The organism is Lentimonas sp. CC4 (genome assembly GCF_902728235.1).
Classification (GTDB): domain Bacteria; phylum Verrucomicrobiota; class Verrucomicrobiia; order Opitutales; family Coraliomargaritaceae; genus Lentimonas.
In genome coordinates this window covers 1,213,020-1,239,780 of sequence record NZ_CACVBO010000001.1, presented here as the reverse complement: position 1 = coordinate 1,239,780, position 26,761 = coordinate 1,213,020, and the positions used below count along the sequence as shown (strand labels likewise).

Here is a 26,761-nt window from a genome sequence, read left to right as displayed (position 1 = left end):
AAAGAAAGGGACTTTATTACTAGCTAAATGTTCCGATCTTGCTGATTTCAAACGATCAACGGCGCAAAGTCGCTTGACGGAAGCGTGAAAAATGGGGTTTCTATGCAATCAACAAAACGAGCCACACTCAGACTGAGTGGGCGCTCAATTCACTCTTTCGACGCCTCACTTCTTTTAAGCGCCATGCCAATTCAAGAAAATCCAGTCTTTCGACGCCTCCATAAACATGCGCAAAAGCGCCTGGTGTTCGACCCTGGAGTCTCGCGAAACAAGCAACTGCCGGCTTACAAGCGCTACATTGAGCTGGAGAACGAGATGCTCAAGCGGCACCATGAAAAGAGCGACTCGGGGCTAGAGGTCTGCCAATCACGCGCCGCCATGGTCGACGTCGTCATTGAGAATCTGTTCCTCGCCGCGCTCGATCTATATACCACCGAGCATGGTGCGCTCCCTTGCAAGATGGCCGTGCTCGCCACCGGCGGCTATGGCCGGCAAGAGCTCAACCCGCACAGCGACATCGACATCATGTTTCTCTATCCCGAGAAAATTTCGGGCAAGAATTTTGAGAAATTCCAAGAGGTGCTCGCTGAGGAAATCCTCTATCCACTCTGGGATCTGGGCTGGAAAGTCGGCCACGCCTCTCGTAATACCAAAGAAGCGATCGAAGAAGCTAAAAGCGAGATCCAGTCGAAGAACGCGATTCTCGAGTCACGCATCATCTGCGGCTCTGACCCGCTCTACGAAGATATGCAGAAGCGCTTTGCGCTCTACTGCAAAAAGGAAAACTCTAAGGATTACATTCAGCAGCGACTCTCGGACGAACGCGACCGACACGCCAAGTTTGGCAACACCGTCTACCTACAAGAGCCAGACATCAAGAACGGCGTTGGCGGACTACGTGATTATCAAAACATCCTCTGGATGGCCAATATTAAGTTCGGCTATGGTTCCTTCAAGGAAATCAACAAGGCCAAGCTACTGCGCCGCCACCTCAAAGAAGAAATGGAGGCCGCCTACGACTTCCTGCTGCGCACCCGCACACAGCTCCACCTCCAGAACCGCCGCCCCACAGACAAGCTCGACTTAGAGCAGCAACCCACCGTCGCCGCGGGGCTCGGCTACCCGCAGGAAGATATTTTCGAACGCGTCGAAGCGTTCATGAAGGACTACTACACCGCAGGGCGCACCATCTACCACATCAGCGAACTGCTCAAAGAGCGCCTCGCCCTCTCCAGCGAAGACGATCCGCGCAGCACTAAACGCATTACCTTCCGCGAAGCACTGCGCGCGCACCAACACCTGCCATTGAAGCGTGTGGATGGCTTCATCCTACAAGACAAAGTCTTCACTCAAGAGAGCAAGTCCGTCTTCACCGAAGACCCGCTTCGCCTGATCCGCATCTTTCACTTGATGCAACAGTTCGGTGCCAAGCTCCACCCAGACCTAAAATTCCGGATCTCACGCTCACTGCCACTGATTGACCATTCCATCATCAATCACCCTTCTGCCGCGAAAAGCTTTTGCTCCATCCTCCGCGCCCCAGGCGAGGTCTTTCCGATCCTTAAGCTCATGCACGAGCTCGGCGTCCTTGGTCGCTATCTGCCAGAATTCGGGCAACTCACCTGTATGGTGCAGCACGAGTATTACCACCGCTATACCGCAGATGAGCATGTCCTACGCACGATCAAGCACCTCGACGAAGTCTTCCAGAAAGACACCCCGATTACTGCCCATTACGAGAAAGCACTGCGCAAAAACGACGACCCGCTCCTGCTCTACTTAATCCTGCTCTTACACGACATCGGTAAATCCGAAGGCGTCAAAGGGCACGACGTCAACGGCGTGCGTATCGCAAAGCCGATCCTCGATCGCTTTGATATCAGCGAAGATGAACAAGAACAGGTTCTATTCATTATCCGCCACCACCTCGCCATGTCACGCATTTGGCAGCGCTACGACCTCGACGATCCAAAGACCGCTCACTCCTTTGCTGAGTTTATCGAAGATCCAGAGCAATTGCGCTTTCTCTACGTCCACACCTATTGCGATGCGAGGGGCACTGCGCCCACACTCTGGAATGACTATAAAGAGACAATGCACCGCACCTTGTTTAATCGCACGCTGGAGCAATTCGAGGCCAAGCATGTCATCGAGAAAAAACGCCGAGAGGAAAAAGAAAAGCTACATCAAAAGATTGTCGAACGCGCAATCCCAGGCATCGCCGACGACGAAATCGAAGCCCACTTCAACGGCCTACCTAAGCGCTATTTCATCAACAACAAACCAGCCGAAATCGAACTGCACCTCAGTATGGTGCACCAACTACTCACTCAAGTTCAACAGGAAGAAGTGATCGGCGCCCTCGCGCCCGTCATCGATTGGCATAACGATGTCGACCTCAACATGACAGTCGTGAATGTCGTAACTTGGGATCGCGCTGGGCTCTTCTACAAGCTCGCAGGCGCGCTTACCCTCGCAGGCGTCAACATCGTCAGCACTAAGGCCGTCTCACGCGATGACCATATCACCATCGACACCTTCTACATCATGGATCCCGATGGCGGTGCCCTATCCGATGAGAAGGCATATCAGATCTTCAAGACCCACATCGATGATGCACTCATGCACGGTCGACGGCTCACTGGAGAAATCGAACGCCTCGAAAGCAAAGTCAAAAGCCAGAAGAAGAAACTCCGCGGCATTCTCCCTGCACCGATCAAACCGCATGTCGAAGTCTACCACGAACTTTCGCTCAACCGCACGATCATCGAAGTGCAGGCGGAAGACCGCATCGGCCTGCTCTATGGGATTGCCCGCGTCATTTATTCCAGAGGCTATAACATCACCTTCGCCCGCATCTCCACAGAGCGCGGCATCGCGATGGATACCTTCTACATCGAAAAGATTAATTCACGAGAAATCATCAGCCCGCGCAACCTCATCGAACTGAAGGAGAAGCTAGACCGCATCGCGAACGAGTAAGCCCGATGACAGTCCAAAATCTCCCATAATCTGCTCAAATTCTGAGCTGATTTTTAAATATACGAATAGAAGGCGTAGAAAAATTTATTTTTTCTACGCCTTCTTCTCGTTATGGCACGAAACTGGCAACGCATAAGGAAATGATGCCCCTCAAACCACACTATTCCAAATGAAGATCAGATAACATGCACCCCAATCACATACTTGAACACAGCATTGAAGGTATCGTCCGCGAAGAGATCGAAGCACACTTCAGCCTCCTACCCGAGCGCTATTTCATCAATAGCACTGCGGTTGAGATCGAACTGCACCTCAGGATGGTCAACCAGTTGCTGACCCAGATCCAACAAGCAGATTCAATCGGCGCACTCGCTCCCATCATTGATTGGCGTAACGACAGCGACCTCAACATGACCGTCGTCAACGTCGTCACATGGGATCGCGCCGGCCTCTTCTATAAACTCGCCGGCGCGCTCACACTCGCAGGCGTCAATATCGTCAGCACCAAAGCCATCTCACGCACTGATCACATTACCATCGATACCTTCTATATCATGGAGGAAGATGGCGGCGTCATAACCGACGAAGATGCCGAAAGCACCTTCCGCACACACGTTGAAGATTGTTTGGTGCACGGCAAACGGCTCACTCCAGATGTGGATCGCATGGAAGCCGCATTCAAGGCCAAGCTAGCGGCACGCTCACACATGCTGCCAGCGAACTTCCCGTCGAATGTCGAATTCTACCATGAGCTCTCGCACAAGCGCACCATTATCGAAGTCCAGGCAAGTGACCGCATTGGCCTGCTCTATCGCATCGCCCGCCTGATCTACTCCAATCACTTCGACATCACATATGCACGAATCGCGACTGAGCGTGGTGTTGCGATGGACACCTTTTACATCGAAAACATCCACCCTCAGAAAGAAATCGATACACACCACTTACTTGAGTTACGCGACAAGATCACCGCCCTCGTGCGCGGATAAAGCAACGAGGGCATCTACCATGCCAAAGCCGAGGCAAGATGCCGCGTCGACATCAAGCAACACGTTGCGAAATTGATCGATTCAATGTTCGACCTTCGGGAGTGAATATTGAATCGTCTGCGCCATGCAAAGCCATGCGACAGAGCACACTGCCATCGATTCACTCTATCGAATCAGTAGCCTCGTATCCAATACCGAAGAGCCCAAAGAAGCACTCGCGCTGATTCTTCAAGAGATTATTAACGTGCTGCAGCCCAGCAGCGCATCGATCTCGCTCATTAATCCAGACACGCAGCGCCTCGAACTCGAAGTCTCCCACGGCCTCCCCGAAGATTGGACCGATCTAGATCTTGCACTCGGCCAAGGAATTACTGGTTGGACCGCACTCCACGGGCGGGCGCTCATCGTGCCAGACGTCAAAACAGAGCCACGCTACATCTCAGTGCGCCCTCATGTCTGCTCTGAAATGGCAGTGCCGATGGAAGATCGCGGCATGGTCATCGGTGTTGTCAATGTCGACAGCGAACAGCTCAATGCCTTTGACGAGCATGCCCTCAAAATTCTTACTCTACTGACCAACGAAGCCAGCCGCGTGGTTTCTAGGCTCTGGTTGATTAAGCAACTGCGCGTCAAAGCCCACCAACTCGAGTCCCTCATCAACATGGGACAAGGACTCGTCGGCGAACTCGAGCAAGACAAGGTGCTCCACAGCCTCGCCCACGAAGGCCGCCAACTCATGAACTGCCATGGGTGCGCACTCTTCCTCCTCTCGCCGGACCAAACACAGCTGAAGCTACACACTATGATCGGTCCGAAAGGTAGTATCGATACTCCGATCAATATATTGGTCGAAGAAAGCTCCTTCAAATCCGGGATCCACCGTAAAAAGCAAATCGAGGTCGCCGACCTGCCCTTCACTGTCGAGAACGACTTCATCAAAATTGTTCAAAGTGAAGGCCTCGTCTCCATGCTCGCTACGCCCATCATCTTCAACAACGAAGTCATCGGCCTACTGAACGCCTACACCTCCCATCACCACCGCTTCAATAACGACGAGAAAAAAGTCTTCGCCACACTCGCTCAACTCGGAGCCATCGCCATTCAAAATGCGCGTCTCTACTCACGCATTTTTACCTCCGAAGAATCTCTGCGCCAAAACGAGAAGCTCACCACCCTAGGCATGCTCGCGGCTGAAATCGCACACGAGATTCGAAACCCGCTCACAGTGATCAAGCTGCTGTTCGAATCACTCGATCTTCAATTCGAGCCAGGCGACGACCGCGAGACCGACATGAACGTGATTGGCGATAAGCTCAATCAACTCGAGGCAATCGTCAGCCGCGTGCTCGACTTCGGCCGCAATCGCCAAGACATGCACGCCAGCTACGATCTCAATGCTCTGATCAAAGAGACGCTCCGCTTGGTCCGTCTAAAACTCCACCAGAGCAAGATCGAGATCAACTACCTGCCCAACGCACACCCCCTACATGTGCAGGTCAACAAAGGGCAGATCCAGCAGGTCATGCTCAACCTCATACTCAACGCCACCCAAGTCATGCCCGAAGGTGGACGTATCGAGATCTCAAGCACAGGCGATGATCAACAAGCGATCTTCACCATTAAGGACAATGGCCCCGGAATGCCAGAAAGCATACAAGGCGACATCTTCGAATCCTTCCTCACCAATCGTCCAGGCGGCACCGGACTCGGGCTCTCGATCAGCAAACGCATCCTCCGCGACCACCATGGCAACATCGAGCTCGTCCAATCCACATCTGAAGGCACCAGCTTTCGTTTTTGGCTACCGAAAAGCTAACGCCGCAGCACGCCTCTTGAAAATCAAACGTCACCACGTCTGGCCCGTTGCCCTCGCACTCGCCATCTTCCTCGCCTCTGGCACGAGTAACCTCGCCGCGCCCAACGTCGGATTTTCTTACGATAAGGTCGCGCACTTTTTAGTCTTCGGCCTAGTCGCGACCTCCGTCATTCGCATTCCTTTTTTCATCAAGCACAAATGGCAAGGCACCATCAAAGTCATCTGCCTGATATCACTCTACGGCGTGCTCGATGAATTCCGCCAGTCCTTCACCGTAGGTCGCAGCGTCGAAATCGACGATTGGATCGCCGACACCCTCGGCGCACTCCTCGCCAGCGTGCTCTACCTAAAGTGGCACTGGTATCGCCGCCTCTTGGAGCTGCACTGCTTCGGCAAAAAACACGCAGCTACCGTAAAACAGTAGTGCGGTGCTTCAGCCCGCAAGCAGACGAAGCCACCGAGCCTCTGGGTGTCGTCATCAAGTCCCACAGAAGGTTTGATGCACAACTTCCTCGGGACGAGGGGCGGCTTCTAGGTCGGCGTATTCAGCGTTCTCCTCGTAAGGTTTGGCCAAGGCTGCGATGAGTCGATTGAAAGGGGCATAATCCTGGCGGTAGGCACTCTGTATCGCCTCCTCGACACGATGATTACGGGGAATGAGGATCGGATTGGATGCCTGCATAGCCGCAAGATGCTCTGCAGGTGCTGCAACGCGTTGCCATTGATTGAACCACTTTTCAAAGGACTCAGGGCTCGCGAAAAGCGCCGCTAAGCGTGCGGGCTCGTCACCTGCAGCAACTCGGGTGAGATGACGAAAGAAGAGCGTGAAATCGACATCCTGGGCTGCCAAGGTTTCTAAGGTCTCTTGTATGAAATCAGCTGGAGCTTCTGCCGGCAGGCCCAGCTTCGCGCGGAAACGGGCAATGTATTGATCACTGAATCGATGCGGAAACACTGCGAGTGCGGCTTCACCCATCTCGTTGGCTTTGTCTGGATCGTCTGAGAATAAAGGCAACAGCGTCTCCGCCAAGCGAGTCAGGTTCCAATATGCAATGCTTGCTTGATTACCCCAGGCATAGCGACCTTGCGCATCGATCGAGCTGAACACGCACTTCGGATGAAACGCATCCATAAATGCACAAGGACCGTAGTCAATCGTCTCACCGCTCACCGCGGTGTTATCGGTATTCATGACTCCGTGGATGAAGCCGAGCGACATCCAGTGGGCGATCAAATCCGCTTGAGCAGTGACCACCGACTTCAGCAAGGCCTGATACGGATTCTGCTCCGCAGCGGCGTGTGGATAATGCCGAGCGATGACGTGGTCCGCGAGCATACGCAGTGCTTCAACATCATTCAGCGCATGGAAATATTGAAAGGTGCCAACACGAATATGACTCGCAGCGACGCGAGTGAGTATACCGCCAGCCACCATACCCTCTTGACGCAGCACCGTTTCGCCGGTCGCCACGGCGGCCAGCGCACGGGTTGTGGGGACGCCGAGAGCGAACATGGCTTCGCTCACAATGTATTCTCGAATCACCGGCCCCAGCGCGGATTTACCATCCCCTCGGCGTGAGAAAGGCGTTTGCCCGGAGCCCTTCAACTGAAGATCGAATCGTCCAGCTTGTGCATCCAGCACCTCGCCAAGTAGAATCGCACGGCCGTCACCAAGCTGCGGCACAAATCCGCCGAATTGGTGCCCCGCGTAAGCTTGCGAGATCGGCTCAGAGCCTGTGGCAAGCGCGTTGCCAGCCAGCACCGCGATGCCGTCCGTAGACTTCAACCAGTCACCATCGATGGAAAACGTGGATGCGAGTGCATCGTTGACGCGAATAAGCGTGGGAGCTGGCACCTGAGCGGGCACCTGTTTAGCGAAGAAGCGTTCAGGGAGCCGCGCGTAGGTATTGTTAAACGGTATTTCCATAGATTTGATTAATGATGCTGCGCTCTTTGAACGAGTGATGGCAGTATACTTCGTAGGGGTGCTGCTTGCCGTTTCGACAGGCTCAAGGCCCTGAGCTTGTCGAAGGGCGGCACCCGCGAGCGTAGGAGATGTTGCAAAACTTCGTATGCTTACGGCCTTTGCGCGGTCTTCGCAAGCAAAGCCCCTACGGCGGAGACGTCGTGAGGCACGTCCTACAACGACCAGCAAACATGGTGTCGCACGCGGCTCTCACCGAAGGAAAGGCTCTGTAATCAGGTCTCAGTCCTCAAGTCTCAGTCCTCAGCCCTCAGCCCTCAGGTCTCCCCCCTCAGCTCTCAGCTCTCCCCCCTCAGCTCTCAGCTCTCAGCTCTCTAAAAAAACCTAATACTTCACCCCGCAACCATACGGAGGTGTCGTTGGCTTTTCAATTGCCTCGCCAGCAACCGCACTCTCATACGCAGCCTTCACATAGTTGGTTGCCTTGGCAATGTCGCTGGATCTTGCAGATTTGATGCTATCGATTGCACCTTGATACACCACGATGCCTTCAGGATTGATCAAAAACATATGCGGCGTGGTGCGCGCACCATAGGCCCGCCCGACCTCACCCTTCTCATCTAGCAAAGTCGCCGTCGAGTGCGTGCCGACTGATTTGCGCATCGCATCAAGTTCTTCGGCAGTCAGATACCCCGTCTTGCCCACCGCGGTCGACGTCACCTGCAACCAAACCACACCCGCAGCCGTCATCTCTTTTTGTAGCGCCTGCATGTCGCCATTTTCATAATACTTCACCACAAACGGGCAATCGTGCCGTGTCCATTCCAGCACCACATACTGACCAGCAAAATCCGATAAGCTGTGCTCAGCCCCTGCGCTATCTAGCACGGTAAACGCTGGTGCCGATGCTCCCGTGTCCACTGCAGCTTGCAGCGAGGTGAACAGTGCGAGTGATGCGATGAGGAGAGATTTGAACGTGTTCATAATAGTAGTAGAAGCGGCTTAGAGCCATTTTTTAGAGGAGCTAAATCAAGCGGCACCAGCCGCCTGCATTTAAGAGTCAGTGAAACCAATATTATTTCAGCGCTTTTTCAACTGCCTCGCGCACTATTCCATTGGTCAAACTTTGTGGCAGCACCGTCACTTCACCATCCGGTGCATACAACACATAGAGCGGCACACCTGAACGACCAAAGCGCTCTAGCTCAGTTGTAATCGCAGGATCATAGCGTGTCCAGTCCGCCTCCAGAGCCACCACGCCATACTCCTCAAACAGTGCCTCAGTCGCTTCCGAATGCGTCGCCACCTTCTTGTTAACCTGGCAAATCAAACACCAGCTTGCGGTGAAATCGATAAACACCGGTTTGCCTTCCGCCAGTTCAGCCTCCACTCGCTCTGCAGACCAAGGCTGCCATTGCCCATTTTCCGAAACCGATGAACCTGACTCAAAGTTTAAATACGCTGCCTTGGTTTCGTTGATTGCATAATACGTCGCTCCAACGAGCAGCGCCAAACTGATCAGTCGAGCGATCCACTGTGTGCGCTTCGCCTTCACCGGCACCGCCCAGCGACCGTAAACCCATGCAGCCAAACCAGCCAGTAGCAGTGCAATCAACAGAGCAATCACCGCATCGACGCCACCGAGGCGCCCCGCAACCAGCGCAAGAAAGACAACCGCAGCCATCAATAAAAAGCCCATGAACTGCTTCACCGACTCCATCCATACGCCCGGCTTTGGCAAATAAGCTACCAACTTAGGGAAGACCGATAAGAACAAGAATGGCGACGCGAGACCGAGCCCCATCACACCGAAAATTAACAAGCCCGTCGCCGCATTAGCCTGCACGGCGATCCCACTCACTGAAGCGACCAGCGGCCCCATGCACGGCGCACCGACGACTGCGGCCAGCACACCCATGCCAAATGAACCCAGCGCATCGTTACGCTTCGAAACCTTGGTATCGGCGCCCACGAGGCTGGTGCCAATTTCGAACACGCCCATCAAATTCAGTGCGAATAGAAAGAACACCACCGTCAGCACCACCACGAAATTCGGGCTCTGCAGCTGAAAACCCCAGCCGATCCGCTCACCCACTGAACGCAGCGCCAGCAGCACGCCAGCCAATGCGAGAAAGCTCACCACGACCCCAGCGGTATACGCACCACCATGCATCAAGGCCTGCGCCTTGGATTGCCCTGAATGCTTGAGCAACGAGAACACCTTGAGCGACAACACCGGCAGCACGCACGGCATCACGTTCAGAATAAATCCACCGAGAAACGCCAACAGCAACCAACCCGGCAGCCCCAAATTCAATAGCATGCCCTCAAATCCAGTCGCAGCGGGCACGGCTCCCGCGATCGGCCCCTGAGCCATCGGTGCTGCCACCGTCTCGCCAATCGGCAAATTCACCGCCCAGTTCCCCGAAGCGGATTGTAGCACGCCAGACACGGTCGCCGTCGGCGTATCCTTTTGAGCGACATCCAGCACCGCCTGTAAACGAGCCGTATTCGGACTCACAAACTCAAAGACCTGAGGCGCATTGGGATCCACGATCCCCTCCACATCGACATACAAATACAAATCCTCCGGAATCGAAGGCCCCGCACCTTGCTCAATGGTCAGTAACAGTGCCCCATCGTTCAACGTCGCCGCGAGCCCCCAAGGTGCGCCTTCGATAGGCAACGCAGCACGCGCCGCCTCAAATTTACCCGCAAACTCACTCGGACTCGCAGTCGCAGCCACTGGCAACTCCAGGCTCAACTTCGCATCACCCGGCATGCATTGCTCCTTACAAGCCAACCAAAACGCATCGCCGGTAATCGTCACCGACTCGCCCACAACCGCCGACTCTGGCACGGAAATCGGCACCATCAGCGTCACCGTATCTTCATACGCATAACTCATCAGCCCGCCCAACTCGATCCGCTCGGGTGCTGGCCATTCGATCTCACCTGCGACAAAACCCTCAGGCAACTCCCATTCAATCTCCACCGGCAAGCCGCTCGCACCCGGATTTTCCCAATATAGATGCCAATGCGTCTCTAACTCAAAATCCAGCGCGACAGTCAACGTCTGCCCCGGCACCGCCGCCGCCTGCTCCGCAATGAGGTCAACCGTCACCGCCCCCACCGTCTGCGGAGCCGCACGCAACAAGCCCGCGGAGACAAGCAATGTAGTAAAAAGAAAGAGAAAGAGGAACCGTTTTTTCATAAAGTGCAGATGCATAACTACCGAACAAGATATGCCAGCCCCCGAACTTATTCCAATAACTGTTTTATTGCCGTCTCAAACAGCGCGGCGAGGTCTTACCACTCCCACCCTGCACTTTTTCCTATGCCTGTGACGTTTAAATAGTAGCGAACCAACATCAGCTGATGCCACTGCCAGCTTCACAGAATATGATGCGCGGCAGTATAGCACTCCGACAACTCACCGCCCCAAAAGCTTTACAAGCGCGGCTCGCAGTTTCAGGTTTCTATCCATGCTTTTAAGAGTCACTCAATACGGCGAACCCATCCTACGCAAAGTCGGCGATCCCATCACAGAATTCGATGACGCCCTTGCGCAGCTAGCGGACGACATGGTCGACACCATGTATGACGAAGACGGCATCGGCCTGGCCGCCCAACAAGTTGGACTCGCACTACAGTTTTGCGTGATGGACGTGCGCCCGCCCGAAGGCGAAAAGCCGCCCTTTGACTACACATTCGACGGCAAACAGCCGCCCCTCGATCTCATCATGCCGATGGCGATCGCCAACCCAAAGGTCACCATCATCGACCCGACCGAAGACGTTTACGAAGAAGGCTGCCTCTCGTTTCCCGATGTGCGCGGCAAAATCACGCGCCCCATCGGCGTGCGTTGCGAATTTCAGGACACCGAAGGCAACCCACACGTGCTCGAAGCCACTGGCCTCCTCGGCCGCTGCATCCTGCACGAGACCGACCACCTAAATGGCAAACTCTTCATCGACACCATGGACAAGCGCGACCTCCAACGCATGGCGACGAAGATCAAAAAGATCCGCCGCAACAGCCGCGACTATTTGAAGCTGCATAAGTAGCACGTCTACTGGCTCAGTAGGGGCTTTGCTTGCGAAGACCGCGCATGTGCAAGCGGTGGCGAATGCAGTGAGTGGTTCGAAGCTTTGTGGTGCTTTCGAAAGGGGTTTGAACGTTTGCCACGTTTCTGTGATGTCGCGGTCTTCGCACGCAGAAATAAGCGAATCTCACTAAACCGCGTGCTCAATCACCCACGAGCGCGGGCCATTGTATGATTCCACTTTCGGCTTTTGACGATGGCTCGGCGGAATTAAGCCCGGTGCTTCATGCCCGCAATTAGCACTACAAATATGCGGCTCAAACTGGCTTTTAATATTACGCTCAATCGCCTTCTTCTTCGCGGGATCCATATGAGAAACTTTCGCCATCGAATAAGCGCGAGGCGACAGTTTACCGCAATCCGGACAAGGTGCCGGATGCTTACGAAGTCCCATGGGGCGGAGCTGCTCAAATAGGCCATGCTCCTTACAGTTGTATTCAAAAAGTGTCATTGTCGTTTAATCATTAAAGTTAGAAAAAAGAGGGTTCGGCCAGAGGCGCCTGAAACTACAACAGGCACCTCCGACCTCGCCCCCGAAAGTGCGCTATGCCTTCGCCAAATCAGTGCCCGGAGTCACTGATGCCTTCGGCCCTTCCGCATTCGGCTTAATATTGAAGTCGAAAATGTCTGTCGGCAGGAAGAGCGTCGCACAAGCATTCGGGATATCAACAATTCCGCTGATATGCCCTTCCACTGGTGCCGTGCCCAAGATCGCATACGCTTGTTCGCCCGTGTAGCCAAACTTCTTCATATACTCGATCGCATTCAGACATGCTTGGCGATAGGCCACATGCACATCCAAATAGTGCTGCTTGCCATTCTCATCGACTGAGATCCCCTCGAAGATAAGGTGATTGCTATAACGCGGCTCCATCGGGCTAGGCTCAAAGATCGGATTAATCACTCCGTATTTCTCTACGCCCTTCTTGATCAAGTTCACACGAATATCGAGATAGCCTGCCATTTCAATCGCGCCACAGAAAGTGATCTCACCATCGCCTTGCGAGAAGTGGATGTCCCCCATAGAGAGACCACCGTCTTTCACATAGACCGGGAAATACACTTTTGAGCCACGCGTCAGATTCTTAATATCACAATTACCGCCGTGCTCGCGAGGCGGCACGGTGCGGGCTGCTTCTTTAGCCGCCTCTGCTGCCTCAGAAGGAGACATGCGCCCCATGTGCGCGGTCTCAGGATACGGCAACGCTGCCAACGGTGGCACTCGCTCAGGATCTGTATCAAACAGCTCCTTCTCGCGAATATTCCAATCATCCAGTAATTTTTGAGATGGCAAACACCCGATCAACCCGGGGTGCATAATCCCGACAAACTCTACATTCGGAATGTGACGTGAGGATGTTTTGATACCATGAAAGTCCCAACACGCCTTACGTGCGTCCGGATATTGTTCGGTCAAGAAGCCACCGCCGTTTTCTTTAGCGAATAAGCCGGTGAAGCCCCACTCAAAATCATCCAACACGCCCACATCTAGAATTTCGACGACCATCAAGTCACCAGGCTCCGCACCCTTCACACCGATCGGTCCACTCAGATAGTGCACCTTGGTCAAATCGACTTCTTTGATGTCAGTGGCATCATCATCATTGCTAATTTGACCACCCGTCCAGTCGACACATTCCACGCGAAATTCATCGCCCGGGTTTACCATCGCCACCATCGGGATGTCAGGGTGCCAGCGATTATGGATGACATCTTGCTCTTCCGGTGGGGTGTTCAGGTCGACTTTGATTAATGTTTTCATCGTTTTTTCCTTTTTTTGTTATTATTCCTTTGTGAGTAAAAAATTTAATTCGCGCAGATATCTCCTAAACCATCATACCGATAGGAATGCTTTGATCTTCTCCGCATCGACTTCGTCTCTCGTGTTCGAATGCACGATGGCTCCGCCCTCCATCACGAGGAATCGGTCACATGCATCCAGCGTGAAAGAGAGCACCTGCTCTGCCACGATAATCGAAATTCCCTGCATATCTCTCACCTTCTTAAGTGATCGTGCCATTTCTTTAATAATCGATGGCTGGATCCCTTCAGTCGGTTCGTCCAATAGCAAAACCTTAGGCTCTGTCACTAGAGCGCGTGCAATGGCTAACTGCTGCTGCTGCCCGCCAGACAAGTTACCTCCCATACGCTTGCCCATCTCATCGAGCACTGGAAAAAGCTCATAGATATAATCCGGGATCTTTTTCGACTTGGCGGTATCTAAGCCCACACGAATATTATCCGTCACCGTCATCGTCGGATAAATCATTCGTCCCTGTGGCACATAGGCTAAGCCGTTGCGAACACGCTTGTAACTAGGCTGTTTCGCAAGCTCCACATCATTGATCTTGATGCTGCTGCCAGCGCCGCAACCAAGAATGCCGATCAGCGACTTAAAGAGCGTCGTCTTACCCATACCATTGCGGCCCATGACCGCGAGAATTTCGCCTTCTCCCAGTTCGAGATTTAAGCCTCCTATGACCTCACTCTCACCGTAACTTACTTGTAGATTTTTTATATAAAACATAGTGCGTAGCGCGTTGAATTTAATGACCTAGATAAACCTCTTTCACTCGTGGGTCATCGCGAACTTCCTCCATGGTCCCTTCCTTAATAATCTTACCTAAGTGAAGAACCGTCACTCGATCCGCGATCTTAGCGACAAAATCCATATCGTGTTCGATAATGATAATGGAGCGTTCCTTCGCGATCTTCCGTAGCAGTATCGCAGTCGCATCACGCTCCTTCGCAGTCATACCAGCAACGGGCTCATCTAACATCACCAGCTCTGGATCTTGCACCAACAACATGCCGATCTCTAGCCATTGCTTTTGTCCGTGACTCAGAAGTTCAGCGGGTTGATCCAACACGTCCGAAAGAAAGATTTCTTCCGCGACCTCGAAGATACGTTCAACCACCTTTGCATTGCGACTGAACCGAAGCGACCCCCAGACGGTGCGTCCCCAGGGATATGAGATCTCTAGGTTTTCAAAGACACTGAGCTTCTCATAAATCGATGGCGTCTGAAACTTCCGCCCGATCCCCGCTCGCACGATCTCGTGCTCACGCAGACCAGTCATCTCAATATTGTTATAGCGAATACTGCCCGAGCTAGACTTCGTCTTACCGCTAATCAAATCGAGCACCGTCGTCTTACCTGCACCATTCGGCCCGATAATCACACGGAGTTCACCTTTATCAATGTAGAGTGTCAGATCATCGACGGCCTTGAATCCATCAAAGCTCACAGTCAAATCCTCGATCGCTAATAAGAAATCTGTATCACTTGGCATCTGGCACCTCCTTTTTAAACTCAGTTACGGTTGGCATCTTTTCAGAATCACTTGGGGTCGATGACGACTTGGTGCGCCATTTATTAAACCAAACTTTAATATGATCATGATACAGTCCGGCTAAGCCCTTGGGTAAAAATAGCACGACCACGATAAATGAAGATCCATATAGGAACATCCACAGCGTCGGATACGCTTCAGAGAATGCAGTTTTAGCCGATTGCACCAGCAAGGCTCCGTAGACTGCGCCGAATAAACTTTCACGCCCACCGACTGCGGTAAAGATCACCATATCAATCGAAGGCTGGATACCCACAAGGTTCGGTGACATGAATCCGACCTGCAGTGAGAACAAGGCACCACCCACCGCACTGATTACCGCTGATAGACAGAAGATAAACACCTTGAACGAAGTAATGTTATAGCCTGAGAAACGCACACGTGCTTCCTTATCTCGCTGCGCCACCAAGACACGCCCCAGGCGCGTCGACAGGACATAGCGACTGATCAAGATACACCCCAACAAGAGCACTGAACAAATGTAATACAGAGTCTTTTGTGCCGACTCATCGCGGATGTCCCAACCACAGATTGTTTTAAGGTCAGTGATGCCATTGATCCCCCCAAAGTAACCTTGGTTACCCACAATAAAATACCACATCGCTGCCACCATCGACTGTGTCAGGATCGCAAACACAACGCCAGTCACACGCCCTTTGAAGTAGAAGATACTCATGAAGAACGCGAGCACTGCGGGTAATACCAGAATCAAGGCAACAGTCAGCGGCAGACTCTTAAATGGATACCAAAACCACGGCAACTCCGTCACCTGATTCCAATCCATAAAGTCCGGGATACCGGGCGTCGTTTGAATCGCCGTGCTCACTGGGTCAGATGCCTCTAACTTCAGAAACATCGCCATACAATAGCCACCCGCGCCAAAGAACATACCTTGCCCCAAACTCAGGATACCCGCATGCCCCCAACACATCACTAGGCCAAGCGCAACAAACGCATAACAGAGATATTTCCCTGCCAGATTTAACCGAAAGGTGCTTAGACCGAGCGGCAACACGATCAACAATATCACTGCAAGTATTGCAAATGTGATAAGCCCTTCCTTGTTCTTAAAGAGACGGTCATACAACAGCTTCGAAAAGCCTGATTCCGCGTATTTTGATATAACGTTCATGTTACTATAGTAGAGATTACGAAGTTATGTTCTAACCTTGCTAGAAAAGAGCCCGCGCGGGAATTTCATCAGCACGATAAAGATAACGAGATAGAGAAACACCTTGGCGATCGACCCTGTCATAAAGAACTCAAGGATCGATGAAAGTAAGGCAAGGAACGCTCCCGAGATAAAGAGGCCGAACAGACTACCGAGTCCACCCACCACCAGCACGAGGAAGGAATCAACAATGTAGTTCGTCCCTGCCGACGGTGAGGTCGATGCCATCGTAGTAAAGAACGCTCCAGCGATTCCGGAGATCCCACAGGCAATGCCAAAAGTCACACGGTCGGTCATCTTGGTGTTGATGCCAAGCGCACCCGTCATCTCGCGGTTTTGTGTCGTCGCTCGCATCCGTAATCCCATCCGTGTTTTCTTGGTATAGATCACCAGGCCTATCGTTAAGGCGGCCGTTAAAACCAGCAGCACTAGGCCACTGATTGGTATATCAATTGTATCCGAAGCAGACCATGATCCCAACAACCACTCTGGCAAAGTCGCGCTCGTCTCGCGCGCTCCGATAAAAGTTCTAAAGCACTGCTGCATTAACAAGCTCAAGCCCCAGGTTGCCAGCAATGTATCCAACGGCCGTTTGTAAAGCCTACTGATCAATAACCACTCGACCATATATCCCACAAAAAATGCGATTCCAAAGGACAGCGGTATTGCCAGTATGATGTAATAGTTCGTCAAGAACGGCATGTGATCCGTCACCAATTGTGAGAACAAACACATGGTGTAGGAGCCGAGCACTAGGAACTCCGCGTGGGCCATATTAATCACCCCCATTTGACCAAATATAATGTATAGCCCTAGAGCCATCAGCACGTAGATACATAGTAAACTAACGCCGCTGAATGATTGCATCACGACAATCGAGTAAATTTCTTGTGCTGTATAGTCTCCCATCAGTTTGTAGTCCTCTTCATTATTAAAATTAACCTCTCCTAAACGATCTCCCCTATGGGGCAGTTGGCCGATTGCCCGGCCAACTGCCGAATAGTCAATTACACTTCAATATTTCTTATTGGTAACCCTTAGGGAATGGATCTGGCTCAATGAGTTCTTCAGAGACCGCCACCACTTCAAACTGACCGTCAGCCTTCATCTTACCGATTTTAGTGCGGCTATAGAGGTGCTGGTTTGTTTCGTGCACACGCACATAACCTTCAGGTGCATTTGGCAGTTCGATACCAGGGTGTGCTGCGTGAATCTTATCGATATCAAAGCTACCGGCCTTCTCAACAGCAGCCTTCCAGATCCAAGGTCCGAGGTAAGCGGCTTGCGTCACATCACCGATCACAGAATCTTCGCCCCACATTTCTTTGAATGCTTTCACGAAGTCTACGTTGTGCGGGTTATCCAGCGACTGGTAGTATTTCATACTCGCATAGAACCCTTCGGCGTTTTCGCCACCGATTCCGAGAAGCTCGTCTTCCGTAGTGGAAAGGGTGAGCAGGTTATACTTCTTCGAGGTGATACCCGCAGCCTTTAGCTGCTTATACCATGCGACATTACTACCACCAACGACCGCAGTGAAGATCAGATCAGGCTTCTTTAGTTTCACCTTATTAATCAAGGAACGGAAGTTGGTATGACCGAGCGCGTAGTAATCTTCACCGACTACCTTACACTTAGGATCCTTCTTTTTCAGATAGCGCTCGATATGATTACGAGCGATCTTCATTGAAGTGCGCGGCCAGATATAATCCGAACCGATCAAGTAGAACGTGCGTGCACCAAGCTCTTCATAAGCCCAATCCAAGCCCCAGATAATTTGCTGGGTCGCTTCCTGACCGGTGTAGACCACATTCTTTGAGGCTTCCAGACCTTCATAGAAGGTCGGGTAATACAGCATGTTATTCTCCTTCTCGAAGATAGGCAGAACTGCCTTACGCGAAGCAGAAGTCCAACAACCGAAAACACAAGCAACCTTATCTTGGATAATCAGCTTCTTAGACTTCTCAGCAAAGGTTGGCCAGTCACTGGCACCATCTTCTTGAATGATTTCAATCTTACGACCTAGCACGCCGCCCATATCATTGATCTGCTTAATCGCGAGGCGTTCAGCCTCAACCGATCCAGTTTCACTAATCGCCATTGTTCCGGTGATCGAGTGGAGCTGCCCGACAGTTACGGTATCATCCGTAACGGCCAAGCCTGTAGTGTTCACGACCGAAGTCGGGTATTCTTCTGCATTTAGTCCCCCAAATGCAATTGTAGCTACTCCGCATACTGCGGCAATTTGCTGTTTCAGTGTCATCATCCGTTTTGTTTTCATGTTTATTGTTATTTATTATGCAGCCACCAGCGACCGCTCTGCTTCCTCGAAAATATCCATCCTAAAGTAACCTCGGATCTGCTCGCTACTGAGCTCCAGAGGAGTTTTTGTTAATTCATTTCGATTGATCTCGCCGAGGATCCAACGCGCCTTCTCTTCGGTTGGAGCACTCGCGTTGTTACGTCGAAAGACAATCGCATCCATCGAACTCGACTGCATCCCCATCCCGCGTTGAAAGGGGCCTTGCAAAGCATTCAACAAAGCCTCGGGACTCGTATTGAAATAGTTCTTCTGCGACAGTATTGCTGCCAACTCAGCCTTATTGAACGCCTTGTCGCAATATTCTGCTGCTCGAATCAACGCAGCGATCATTGCCACATGTTCCTCATGTCGGTGCTCGGCAAAGGCTTCACCCACCAACAGGATTTTTTCAGGATGCATCGGCTCCACTTCATCCGTTAACGCTGCACACCAGCACACGCCTTGGATTAATCCTATCGAACTCCAAGGCTCACCTGCACAGTATCCATCGATATGCCCCTGCATCAGACAGGTAAAAACTTGAGGTGGTGGCACGACACAAATTTCTACATCAACATCCGGATCAATACCGCCATTGCGCAACCATTTGCGCAGTAAGTAATTCTGTGTGGAAAATTTCAATACCACTGCAAAACGAAACTTCCGCTTTCCTTGTAACTCAAGAATCACTCGCTTCATGCTGCGCGCATCACGCACTCCAAACTCCCACAATTCATTTGAAAACGAAATCGCACTTCCATTATGCGACAACATTAAGCCAGTCACACAAGGGATACTCGGGCGACCTTCGACACAGGCCATTTCATAAATCATACTCCCATGTGCATGCGAACCATCCAACTCCCTATGTATCATACGCTCTCGCACACTTGCCCAGCCAGCCTCCCGCGAAAGATTCACATTGATTCCAGCATCCTTAAAGTAGCCGAGCTCCTGTGCCGCAATTAATGGAGCACAATCTGTCATTGGCACAAAACCGATGTTGAGCGCATTTCGATGATTCGAAATTGAGAACGCACCACTCTCTTTGTTTCCTGCCATTGTTCGGTTTAATACCATGCCAATCTCTTAGCATGGCAGACGCCACAAAGCTCAAATTGCTGCCATTTTATGGCGCATTAAATTCAACAACCTGTTGAATTTACATAAACAATCGATAGCCATCACTAAGAACGGCATCGTTTGTGCTAGAGCGTCAAACATGCACAACCCACTAGATGCCAGACAATTGACAAACTTTTGCGAAATCGTAAATGCGCAGAGTATGCGTAAGGCCGCTAAGAATTTAAACCTGACAACTTCTGCCGTCAGTCACTCGCTAAAACGCCTCGAAGAAGATTTAGGCTGTAAACTTTTTGAACGCGATTCGCGAAAAATGGCCCTAACTTATACCGGACAACGCCTTTTTTCGTATGCGGATGAGCTGCTGAATAATTTAACCAATGCACGACAGCTCGTAAATGACTGGAGCGATGTATCACAAAAAACACTACGAATCGGTGCCACCTCTTCGGCATGCCAATATTTAATACCCGTCGCACTGCGTGAGCTCAAAGAAAGCTTTCCAGGAATGAACATTCAGATCATCCCAGGCACCAGCTACGAACTCAAAAAAGGCATCGATGATCACCAAATAGACATCGCGATCTACCCTTCGACTCTGCCAAACTATAAAAAGAATCAAATACCAATCGGTTCTGACACGCTGCACTTCATCGTTCATCCCATGCACCCATGGGCTATCGAAGGCAAAGCAGACATCAGTCAAATCGAATCGCAACAGTTGATCATCACAGGCAGCAAAGGCTATACCTTTGACCTCGTGGACGAATACTTTCGCACGCATAGCGTGAACTTGATGCCATTCATCGAAATCGCGAATGAAGAAGTGATCAAGCGATTGGTCGAATTAGATATTGGCATCGGCATCTTACCTCAATGGATGATACAGCGCGAAGAGCTCGCAGGCTCACTCAAATCATTGCCACTCAGTCGCCGCTCACTTAAGCGCCCATGGATCATCACCCACCTGGAATCCAAAGAGCTAAGTTTCATGGAAACCTTATTCATCGGCGTCGCTAAAAACGTAGCTGAGAATCTATTTTCTAATACCATGCGATAACCATGCATACCACTGTTTAACTAAACCCGATTAACTTCACTTTGACAGACGATGGCATCCAACCCATCAAGGCAGCATGAAACACATCCTCCACCTCAGCACTCTCACACTGTTCGTCTCCGCTGCCCTCACACTCACTGGCTGCGAAAGCCATGAAATCAAACAAGGCACAGACGATGTGATCGATGTCATGCGAAACGGCGTTGATGTAGTGACAGACACGGGGAACAAAGCAGCCGACGCCATGAAGAGCGACAAGGAATAATCTGAGCTTTACCCATAAGTTGAGAATGTGTGAAGTTAGTGGTAATAAAGCTCCTTCCCTGCGAAGGGAAGGTGTCTCGGTCCGCCGAGACGGAAGGGTTTCGCGCAACATGAGCAGATTCTTTGGGCTAACCCGCCGCCCCCCCCTCCGACCCCGCAGACGGGACCACCTCCCCTTCGCTGGGGAGGAGCTCAAAGAACCGAGTTCATAGCGAAAACAAGAAGACACAAACTTATGGGTAAAGATCAGGGAATAATCACTCCCTCGACTCTAACTAAAGAAGGTCTGTGCGCGTTGAAGCGCTACAGGGAATTCCACTTTCGAGTGCGGAACCAACAGGTTACGAATCGCAAAGATCGCTTTGCGCAAACTAATCCCATCTTGCGCTAAGACTTTTATACCCAGCCCACCTGCACGCAGCGGGCTCGCACCGATCGTCGCATCCTCTAGCTCTAACTGGTGCAAACTCTGCACTAAATCCTCCAGCGGCTGTGGAGTTAAATAATAAATGCCTGCATACGATCCATTCGGATACAGAGTGCGCCAATCAGCCGCATCGCCTTTCGCAGGCAACAACCGAAAGTTTTCATACGCGACCAACTTGCCCGCACGCACAATCCGTAAACTCGACGCCCATCGCGTAAACTCAAAGCTCTCGCCATAAGCCGCTCGCCCGGGATTCACGACCTCACACAGCAATACAGTCGATGACTCCGCCACGTCCAGTCGCGTAGTTTGCTGCAAACTCGCATCTTTTTGTAAGATCAACGGCGCCGGCCACACATCCAGCACTGCCTTTTCACCAACAGTGAATCTTTGCTCCACCGTCGCATAGCCCGTATCCATTGTATGAATACGGCATGCCGCAGGGCTGATCAGTCCCGCACGTGCGCCATCGCACACCTCAACCTCCAACTCGAGCAAGTCGCCATCCAACAATCCAGCCGTTGGGCTGGTCAAGATACTGACCGCCCAACCCTTATCGTGGTAGGCCTTCGTCATGTGCAACGGCGGGCGCACCCACTGCCCCATCAAGCGGGTGCCATGCTCAGGCACCAGCTCGTAGCGCAAACGTGCGCCCCCGCGCACTGCGGGTCGCGTCGATTGCGGCTCTGTAGTCAACGATGACATTCTTACTTCGCAGTGAACGGGAAGAAGCACTCACGCTCCAACCATGCCACCACATCTTCGAGCCCCTTGCGGCTCTTCAAATCACAGAACAAGAACGGACGCTCTTCGCGTTGCACCTTCGAGTCGCGAGCCATCACATCCAGATCCGCACCGACATACGGCGCCAACTCAGTTTTATTAATGATCAACAAATCTGAGTGACGAATCGCAGGCCCGCCCTTACGTGGGATCTTATCTCCCTCTGCGACATCGATCACATAGATGAACGCATCCACGAGATCCGGTGAGAACGTTGCTGACAAATTATCGCCACCACTCTCGATCAACACCACCTGCGCATCAGGATGACGTGTAATCAAATCCTCCACCGCCACTTCGTTCATACTCGTATCGTCACGAATCGCAGTGTGTGGGCAACCGCCCGTCTCGACCCCAAGAATACGGGAGTTCTCGATGGGGCTGTTTTTTTCGAGGAACTGTGCATCCTCCTTTGTATAAATATCATTGGTGATCGCCACTAAGCTGAAGCGCTCATGCAGCGTCTCAATTAGGCGCAGTAATAGCATCGTCTTACCGGAGCCAACAGGCCCACCGATACCAACACGAACAGGACGAGGAGTAGTCATTTGAGTCATGATTTAAATAGTAGAAGCGACATCCTGTCGCTTTCATCAGTTTTGGTTAACATTAAGAAATAAACAGTCGAGAAAACGCAGTGGCATGACGCGCTGAACTAATATCAAAGGCAGGCGCAAACCAACCGGCCGCAGCGTGCTCCACTTCTTTCGAAGCAGCGACCCAATCCGGCAAGAGTTCCAACCCCGAGCCTAAGGCAACCTGTGCGGACTCTGGACTGATACGCAGCAACTTGATTGAAGCAGATACAAAATTCGCTAAACTCTGATAGGCATAGGCCAACAAACTCGCTTCCACTGGCACCGCAAACATCTGATACTGCAACGCAGTCACCACCAAATTATGTCCCGCTGCATCACCATCGGCATACGCCTGTGCATAGCGCACCAGTCGCGCATCGTCCGGCCACAACTTGCGCAACATGCGCAAACGTCCACGCCCCTGCGCAATGCTGCCTTCCCGAATCTCGGCCGACCACTTCCAAGCGTCGATCTCAGCATCCAATTCTAGCAGTAGATCCCAATCATCTGCCGCAATCGCCTCGCGCACATAGCGTAGATACGGCAGCTCTAACCGAGCCAACGCAGGACCCGCGTGTTCTTTAAAAAACAAACTCAAGTCATCGCCATTGCGATACTGACAGACATGCGCCCACTGCTCCAAGCCCATCGAGTGCGCATACGCGCCCGACGGAAACAGTGGATCCGACACCTGCATGAGTGCAGGCAGCCATGCGGCAGTATGATTATCGGCGTTCATGCAGTCACCTCCAAAACAGTATAGGCTGATTCCCTTGTAGCGGAATTCGGGAACCGACTTCGACCGTCGCGCGCAGCTTTAGCAAGCGAACCGAGCCTAGCAGATCCAGCCAAAACACTGAACGTTTGCTGAAGCGGCACGCTACAATAAGTGACGAAACTCTGACCGTGACAAAGCACTAAGATACACCCTCCATATTATAGGCGCACAAATTTTCCGCTGCTGAAATCATGGCTATGATCGTGATCATGCGAGTGCCCACCCTGCTTGCTGGGCTGAAACACACGTGACACTTGTTGATAAGGAATCCGTTCACGGTCTAACATCTGACGCACTGCGAGATCGTCTTGCACCAATACGCCTTCATTCGAAAAGGAGGCCTTGAAGTGTAGATTGCCGATCATCCAACCAATCCACGCAGCTTCCTTTGCCCCATCGAGCGTGATCAAGAAACAATCTTCAGGGCTCTGATCGATCACATACGCGGCTGTATCCGAAATATAAATACAGTCGCCATGCGACAGCGCCTCACTCACATCAAAGCCAAAGTCGGCGCCGTCCGCGCCTTCACCACGCCAGCGACGGCGCGCCAGTTTATGACGATCCACAACAACGGAGATTATTTCGAGGCCTGTGGGAAGTTCGGAAATGGATTGGGTGACGAGATGCATCTTTTGTAGGGGCGCTGCTTGCGGCGCCCGCGAGTGTTCAAAGGGTATCGAAAGAATGTGATGGTTCGCAAGGTTCGCGGTCTTCGCAAGCAAAGCCCCTACGCATGCTTAAAATAAGAAATAGCGCTGTGCCATTGGCAACACTTCGGCAGGTTCGCAGGTCAGCACTTCACCATCGGCGGTCACGGTATACGTTTCAGGGTCGATGGTGATCTTTGGCAGATAATCATTCAGCACCATGTCATGCTTTGAGATGGTGCGCGTGTTCTCGACTGGGCGAATGATCTTCTCCAAGCCGAGTCGCTCAGCCACGCCAGATTCAACCGCAGCCTTACTGACAAAGGTAATCGATGTGCGTGAACGTGCTTTGCCGAAGGCAGCGAACTGCGGACGGTAATACATCGGCTGTGGCGTGGGGATCGATGCATTCGGATCTCCCATGTTGGCCGTAGCAATCAATCCGCCCTTCAAAACGACTTCGGGCTTCACACCAAAAAATGCTGGCTTAAATATCACGATGTCCGCCAACTTACCGACTTCTAAACTGCCGACGTCGGTCGCACACCCACAGGCAATTGCGGGGTTAATCGTATATTTTGCAATGTAACGAAGCACACGGAAGTTATCGGCAGCCGTATGCGTCTCCGACTCCAGCTTTCCAAATTGCTTCTTCATTTTATCGGCAGTCTGCCAAGTCCGAATCAGAACTTCGCCCACGCGCCCCATCGCTTGACTATCACTCGACATGATCGAAATCGCGCCGCGGTCGTGCAAAATATCTTCGGCCGCAATCGTCTGTGGACGAATGCGCGACTCAGCAAAGGCTACGTCCTCTGGAATCTTCGAGTCCAAGTGATGACATACCATCAACATGTCCAAATGCTCATCAATGGTGTTGACCGTAAACGGACGCGTCGGATTGGTCGATGACGGCAGCACATTCGGCTCGCCGCAGACACGTAAAATATCGGGAGCGTGTCCACCGCCTGCGCCTTCAGAGTGAAAGGTATGAATCACACGGTTTTTGAAGGCACCAATCGTCGTCTCAACAAAGCCCGATTCATTCAAAGTATCAGTATGGATCGCGACCTGCACGTCCAACTCATCTGCCACTGTTAAACAGTGATCAATCGAGCTCGGCGTCGTGCCCCAATCTTCGTGAAGCTTAAGCCCCATCGCGCCCGCTTCGACTTGCTCGCGCAGCGCCTCGTGGTTGGACGCATTGCCCTTGCCCATAAAACCGAGGTTCATCGGAAACGATTCTGCCGACTCCAGCATTCTTTCAATGTTCCACTTACCTGGCGTGCAGGTCGTGGCATTGGTGCCCGTTGCAGGCCCTGTGCCGCCGCCCACCATCGTGGTCACACCACTGGTCAATGCTTCGTTGATTTGCTGTGGGCAAATAAAATGGATGTGTGAATCAAAACCACCGGCGGTGACAATGTGTCCTTCCGCGGCGATCACTTCCGTGCCCGCACCGATCACCATGTCATCGGCGACACCAGATTGAATCAAGGGATTGCCGGCATGCCCGATGCCTGCGATGCGACCGTCCTTCACGCCGATGTCGGCTTTGATCACGCCAAGGATCGGGTCGATGATCGTCGCATTCGTCAGCACGAGATCTAAGCAATCCGCGCCCAGCGCCAGAGGCGATTGCCCCATGCCGTCGCGGATCACTTTGCCGCCACCAAATTTCACTTCGTTGCCATAACCACCGGACTCGGCGATCAAGTCTTTTTCGATTTCAATAAATAGATCGGTATCAGCCAGACGCACTTGGTCGCCCACGGTGGGACCAAACATTTCAGCATATTGACGACGGGTAAATTCGAGACCAGAGGAAGGAGACTGGAGACCTGAGGAAGTTTTTAAATCTAACTCCTGACGCGAAGCGTCCAACTGCCCGTCGACTTTGTTGTTCAGGCCGTGCACTTCACGTGCGCCAGCTAATGAGACGAGTTCAACTTCGCGAACATCGCCCGGCTCGAAGCGCACTGCGGTGCCTGCGGCAATGTTCAACCGAAAGCCTCGGCTCGCATCACGATCGAACTGTAGCCCTTCGTTTACTTCATAGAAATGAAAGTGACTGCCGACCTGCACCGGACGATCTCCGGCATTGGTCACGCGGATCGTGATCGTTTCAAGGCCAGGGTTGATGGACATCAACGCATCTGGATCGGAAAATCTATATTCGCCTGGAATCATCGTAGTGGATTGTGAACGGTGACTAGTTTTGTGCCGTCAGGGAACGTGCCCTCGACTTGGACTTCGTGAATCATTTCTGGCACACCCTCCATCACGTCTTCACGCTTCAAGATGGTCGCGCCATAGCTCATCAGATCGGCGACGGATTTGCCATCGCGAATGCCTTCCAAGATCTCATAGGTGATAATCGCGATCGACTCGGGGTAGTTCAGCTTCAGCCCGCGGGCTTGCCGGCGACGTGCCAGATCGGCAGCGACGACGATCATTAGTTTCTCCTGTTCTCTAGGTGTCAGGTGCATAATTTAT

At 52.2% G+C, this 26,761-nt stretch carries 24 protein-coding genes; 7 read left to right on the top strand and 17 right to left on the bottom strand.

Translation table 11 applies throughout. The features are described from left to right. Nucleotides 1–183 precede the first annotated feature (183 nt). From glnD to GZZ87_RS05425, 4 genes are all read left to right on the top strand, one after another. The gene (gene glnD, locus GZZ87_RS05440) at nucleotides 184–2,982 is read left to right on the top strand and encodes a [protein-PII] uridylyltransferase (RefSeq protein ID WP_162026042.1); all 2,799 of its coding nucleotides are present in this window, start codon (nucleotides 184–186) and stop codon (nucleotides 2,980–2,982) included. Nucleotides 2,983–3,167: 185 nt separating this feature from the next. After that, a complete protein-coding gene (locus GZZ87_RS05435) occupies nucleotides 3,168–3,971 on the top strand; it encodes a hypothetical protein (protein WP_162026043.1) in 804 nt (267 codons plus the stop codon). A 124-nt stretch (nucleotides 3,972–4,095) separates the two neighbouring features. Beyond that, nucleotides 4,096–5,787 (top strand): GAF domain-containing protein, encoded by a 1,692-nt coding sequence (locus GZZ87_RS05430; RefSeq protein ID WP_162026044.1) that lies wholly within the window; start codon nucleotides 4,096–4,098, stop codon nucleotides 5,785–5,787. Nucleotides 5,788–5,803: 16 nt separating this feature from the next. Beyond that, nucleotides 5,804–6,211 carry a VanZ family protein gene (locus tag GZZ87_RS05425; protein ID WP_162026045.1) on the top strand — a complete coding sequence of 136 codons (408 nt, stop codon included), beginning with the start codon at nucleotides 5,804–5,806 and terminating at the stop codon, nucleotides 6,209–6,211. Nucleotides 6,212–6,265: 54 nt separating this feature from the next. On the opposite strand, the gene GZZ87_RS05420 is transcribed toward GZZ87_RS05425, so the two are convergent. The 3 genes from GZZ87_RS05420 to GZZ87_RS05410 form a co-directional block, all read right to left on the bottom strand. Next, nucleotides 6,266–7,714 (bottom strand): protein adenylyltransferase SelO, encoded by a 1,449-nt coding sequence (locus tag GZZ87_RS05420; RefSeq protein WP_162026046.1) that lies wholly within the window; start codon nucleotides 7,712–7,714, stop codon nucleotides 6,266–6,268. 381 nt (nucleotides 7,715–8,095) lie between these two features. After that, complete coding sequence (locus tag GZZ87_RS05415; protein WP_162026047.1) at nucleotides 8,096–8,695, bottom strand: redoxin domain-containing protein; 600 nt, start codon at nucleotides 8,693–8,695, stop codon at nucleotides 8,096–8,098. 91 nt (nucleotides 8,696–8,786) lie between these two features. Then, a complete protein-coding gene (locus tag GZZ87_RS05410) occupies nucleotides 8,787–10,925 on the bottom strand; it encodes a protein-disulfide reductase DsbD domain-containing protein (protein ID WP_162026048.1) in 2,139 nt (712 codons plus the stop codon). A gap of 271 nt (nucleotides 10,926–11,196) precedes the next feature. On the opposite strand from GZZ87_RS05410, the gene def reads away from it, so the two are divergent. Next, nucleotides 11,197–11,778, top strand: coding sequence for a peptide deformylase (def, locus tag GZZ87_RS05405; RefSeq protein ID WP_162026049.1), 582 nt, complete (start codon nucleotides 11,197–11,199; stop codon nucleotides 11,776–11,778). Nucleotides 11,779–11,946: 168 nt separating this feature from the next. Here the strand turns inward: def and GZZ87_RS05400 are convergent, their stop codons facing one another. The 8 genes from GZZ87_RS05400 to GZZ87_RS05365 form a co-directional block, all read right to left on the bottom strand. Further along, nucleotides 11,947–12,267: a zinc ribbon domain-containing protein gene (locus tag GZZ87_RS05400; RefSeq protein ID WP_162026050.1), complete on the bottom strand. Its 321-nt coding sequence runs from the start codon at nucleotides 12,265–12,267 to the stop codon at nucleotides 11,947–11,949. Nucleotides 12,268–12,360: 93 nt separating this feature from the next. Beyond that, nucleotides 12,361–13,578: a formamidase gene (fmdA, locus tag GZZ87_RS05395; protein ID WP_162026051.1), complete on the bottom strand. Its 1,218-nt coding sequence runs from the start codon at nucleotides 13,576–13,578 to the stop codon at nucleotides 12,361–12,363. 72 nt (nucleotides 13,579–13,650) lie between these two features. Further along, a complete protein-coding gene (gene urtE, locus GZZ87_RS05390; RefSeq protein WP_162026052.1) occupies nucleotides 13,651–14,343 on the bottom strand; it encodes an urea ABC transporter ATP-binding subunit UrtE in 693 nt (230 codons plus the stop codon). Nucleotides 14,344–14,362: 19 nt separating this feature from the next. Next, a complete protein-coding gene (gene urtD, locus GZZ87_RS05385) occupies nucleotides 14,363–15,109 on the bottom strand; it encodes an urea ABC transporter ATP-binding protein UrtD (RefSeq protein WP_162026053.1) in 747 nt (248 codons plus the stop codon). Continuing rightward, nucleotides 15,099–16,301: an urea ABC transporter permease subunit UrtC gene (gene urtC, locus GZZ87_RS05380; RefSeq protein WP_162026054.1), complete on the bottom strand. Its 1,203-nt coding sequence runs from the start codon at nucleotides 16,299–16,301 to the stop codon at nucleotides 15,099–15,101. The genes urtD and urtC overlap by 11 nt, the downstream gene beginning before the upstream one ends. A 24-nt stretch (nucleotides 16,302–16,325) precedes the next feature. Next, a complete protein-coding gene (urtB, locus tag GZZ87_RS05375) occupies nucleotides 16,326–17,249 on the bottom strand; it encodes an urea ABC transporter permease subunit UrtB (RefSeq protein WP_162026055.1) in 924 nt (307 codons plus the stop codon). Nucleotides 17,250–17,364: 115 nt separating this feature from the next. Beyond that, a complete protein-coding gene (urtA, locus tag GZZ87_RS05370) occupies nucleotides 17,365–18,606 on the bottom strand; it encodes an urea ABC transporter substrate-binding protein (protein WP_244648012.1) in 1,242 nt (413 codons plus the stop codon). 30 nt (nucleotides 18,607–18,636) lie between these two features. Beyond that, the gene (locus GZZ87_RS05365) at nucleotides 18,637–19,704 is read right to left on the bottom strand and encodes a CmpA/NrtA family ABC transporter substrate-binding protein (RefSeq protein ID WP_162026057.1); all 1,068 of its coding nucleotides are present in this window, start codon (nucleotides 19,702–19,704) and stop codon (nucleotides 18,637–18,639) included. Between the two features lie 160 nt (nucleotides 19,705–19,864). Here GZZ87_RS05365 and GZZ87_RS05360 point away from each other — a divergent pair, with 160 nt between their 5' ends. Further along, a complete protein-coding gene (locus GZZ87_RS05360) occupies nucleotides 19,865–20,785 on the top strand; it encodes a LysR family transcriptional regulator (RefSeq protein WP_162026058.1) in 921 nt (306 codons plus the stop codon). A 76-nt stretch (nucleotides 20,786–20,861) separates the two neighbouring features. Continuing rightward, nucleotides 20,862–21,050, top strand: a complete 189-nt coding sequence (locus tag GZZ87_RS05355; protein ID WP_162026059.1) for a hypothetical protein — start codon at nucleotides 20,862–20,864, stop codon at nucleotides 21,048–21,050. A 270-nt stretch (nucleotides 21,051–21,320) separates the two neighbouring features. On the opposite strand, the gene GZZ87_RS05350 is transcribed toward GZZ87_RS05355, so the two are convergent. The 6 genes from GZZ87_RS05350 to GZZ87_RS05325 all read right to left on the bottom strand — a co-directional run bounded on the left by GZZ87_RS05350 (nucleotide 21,321) and on the right by GZZ87_RS05325 (nucleotide 26,754). Next, a complete protein-coding gene (locus tag GZZ87_RS05350) occupies nucleotides 21,321–22,181 on the bottom strand; it encodes an urease accessory protein UreD (RefSeq protein WP_162026060.1) in 861 nt (286 codons plus the stop codon). A 2-nt stretch (nucleotides 22,182–22,183) separates the two neighbouring features. Next, nucleotides 22,184–22,816: an urease accessory protein UreG gene (ureG, locus tag GZZ87_RS05345; RefSeq protein ID WP_178092139.1), complete on the bottom strand. Its 633-nt coding sequence runs from the start codon at nucleotides 22,814–22,816 to the stop codon at nucleotides 22,184–22,186. A 52-nt stretch (nucleotides 22,817–22,868) separates the two neighbouring features. Next, nucleotides 22,869–23,576: an urease accessory UreF family protein gene (locus GZZ87_RS05340; RefSeq protein ID WP_162026061.1), complete on the bottom strand. Its 708-nt coding sequence runs from the start codon at nucleotides 23,574–23,576 to the stop codon at nucleotides 22,869–22,871. A gap of 197 nt (nucleotides 23,577–23,773) precedes the next feature. Continuing rightward, on the bottom strand, nucleotides 23,774–24,247 hold the full coding sequence (locus GZZ87_RS05335; protein ID WP_162026062.1) for an urease accessory protein UreE: 474 nt from the start codon (nucleotides 24,245–24,247) through the stop codon (nucleotides 23,774–23,776). Between the two features lie 108 nt (nucleotides 24,248–24,355). Further along, nucleotides 24,356–26,455: an urease subunit alpha gene (gene ureC / locus GZZ87_RS05330; protein ID WP_162026063.1), complete on the bottom strand. Its 2,100-nt coding sequence runs from the start codon at nucleotides 26,453–26,455 to the stop codon at nucleotides 24,356–24,358. Beyond that, the gene (locus GZZ87_RS05325) at nucleotides 26,452–26,754 is read right to left on the bottom strand and encodes an urease subunit gamma (protein ID WP_162026064.1); all 303 of its coding nucleotides are present in this window, start codon (nucleotides 26,752–26,754) and stop codon (nucleotides 26,452–26,454) included. Before GZZ87_RS05325 ends, ureC begins: the two co-directional genes overlap by 4 nt. Nucleotides 26,755–26,761 lie beyond the last annotated feature (7 nt).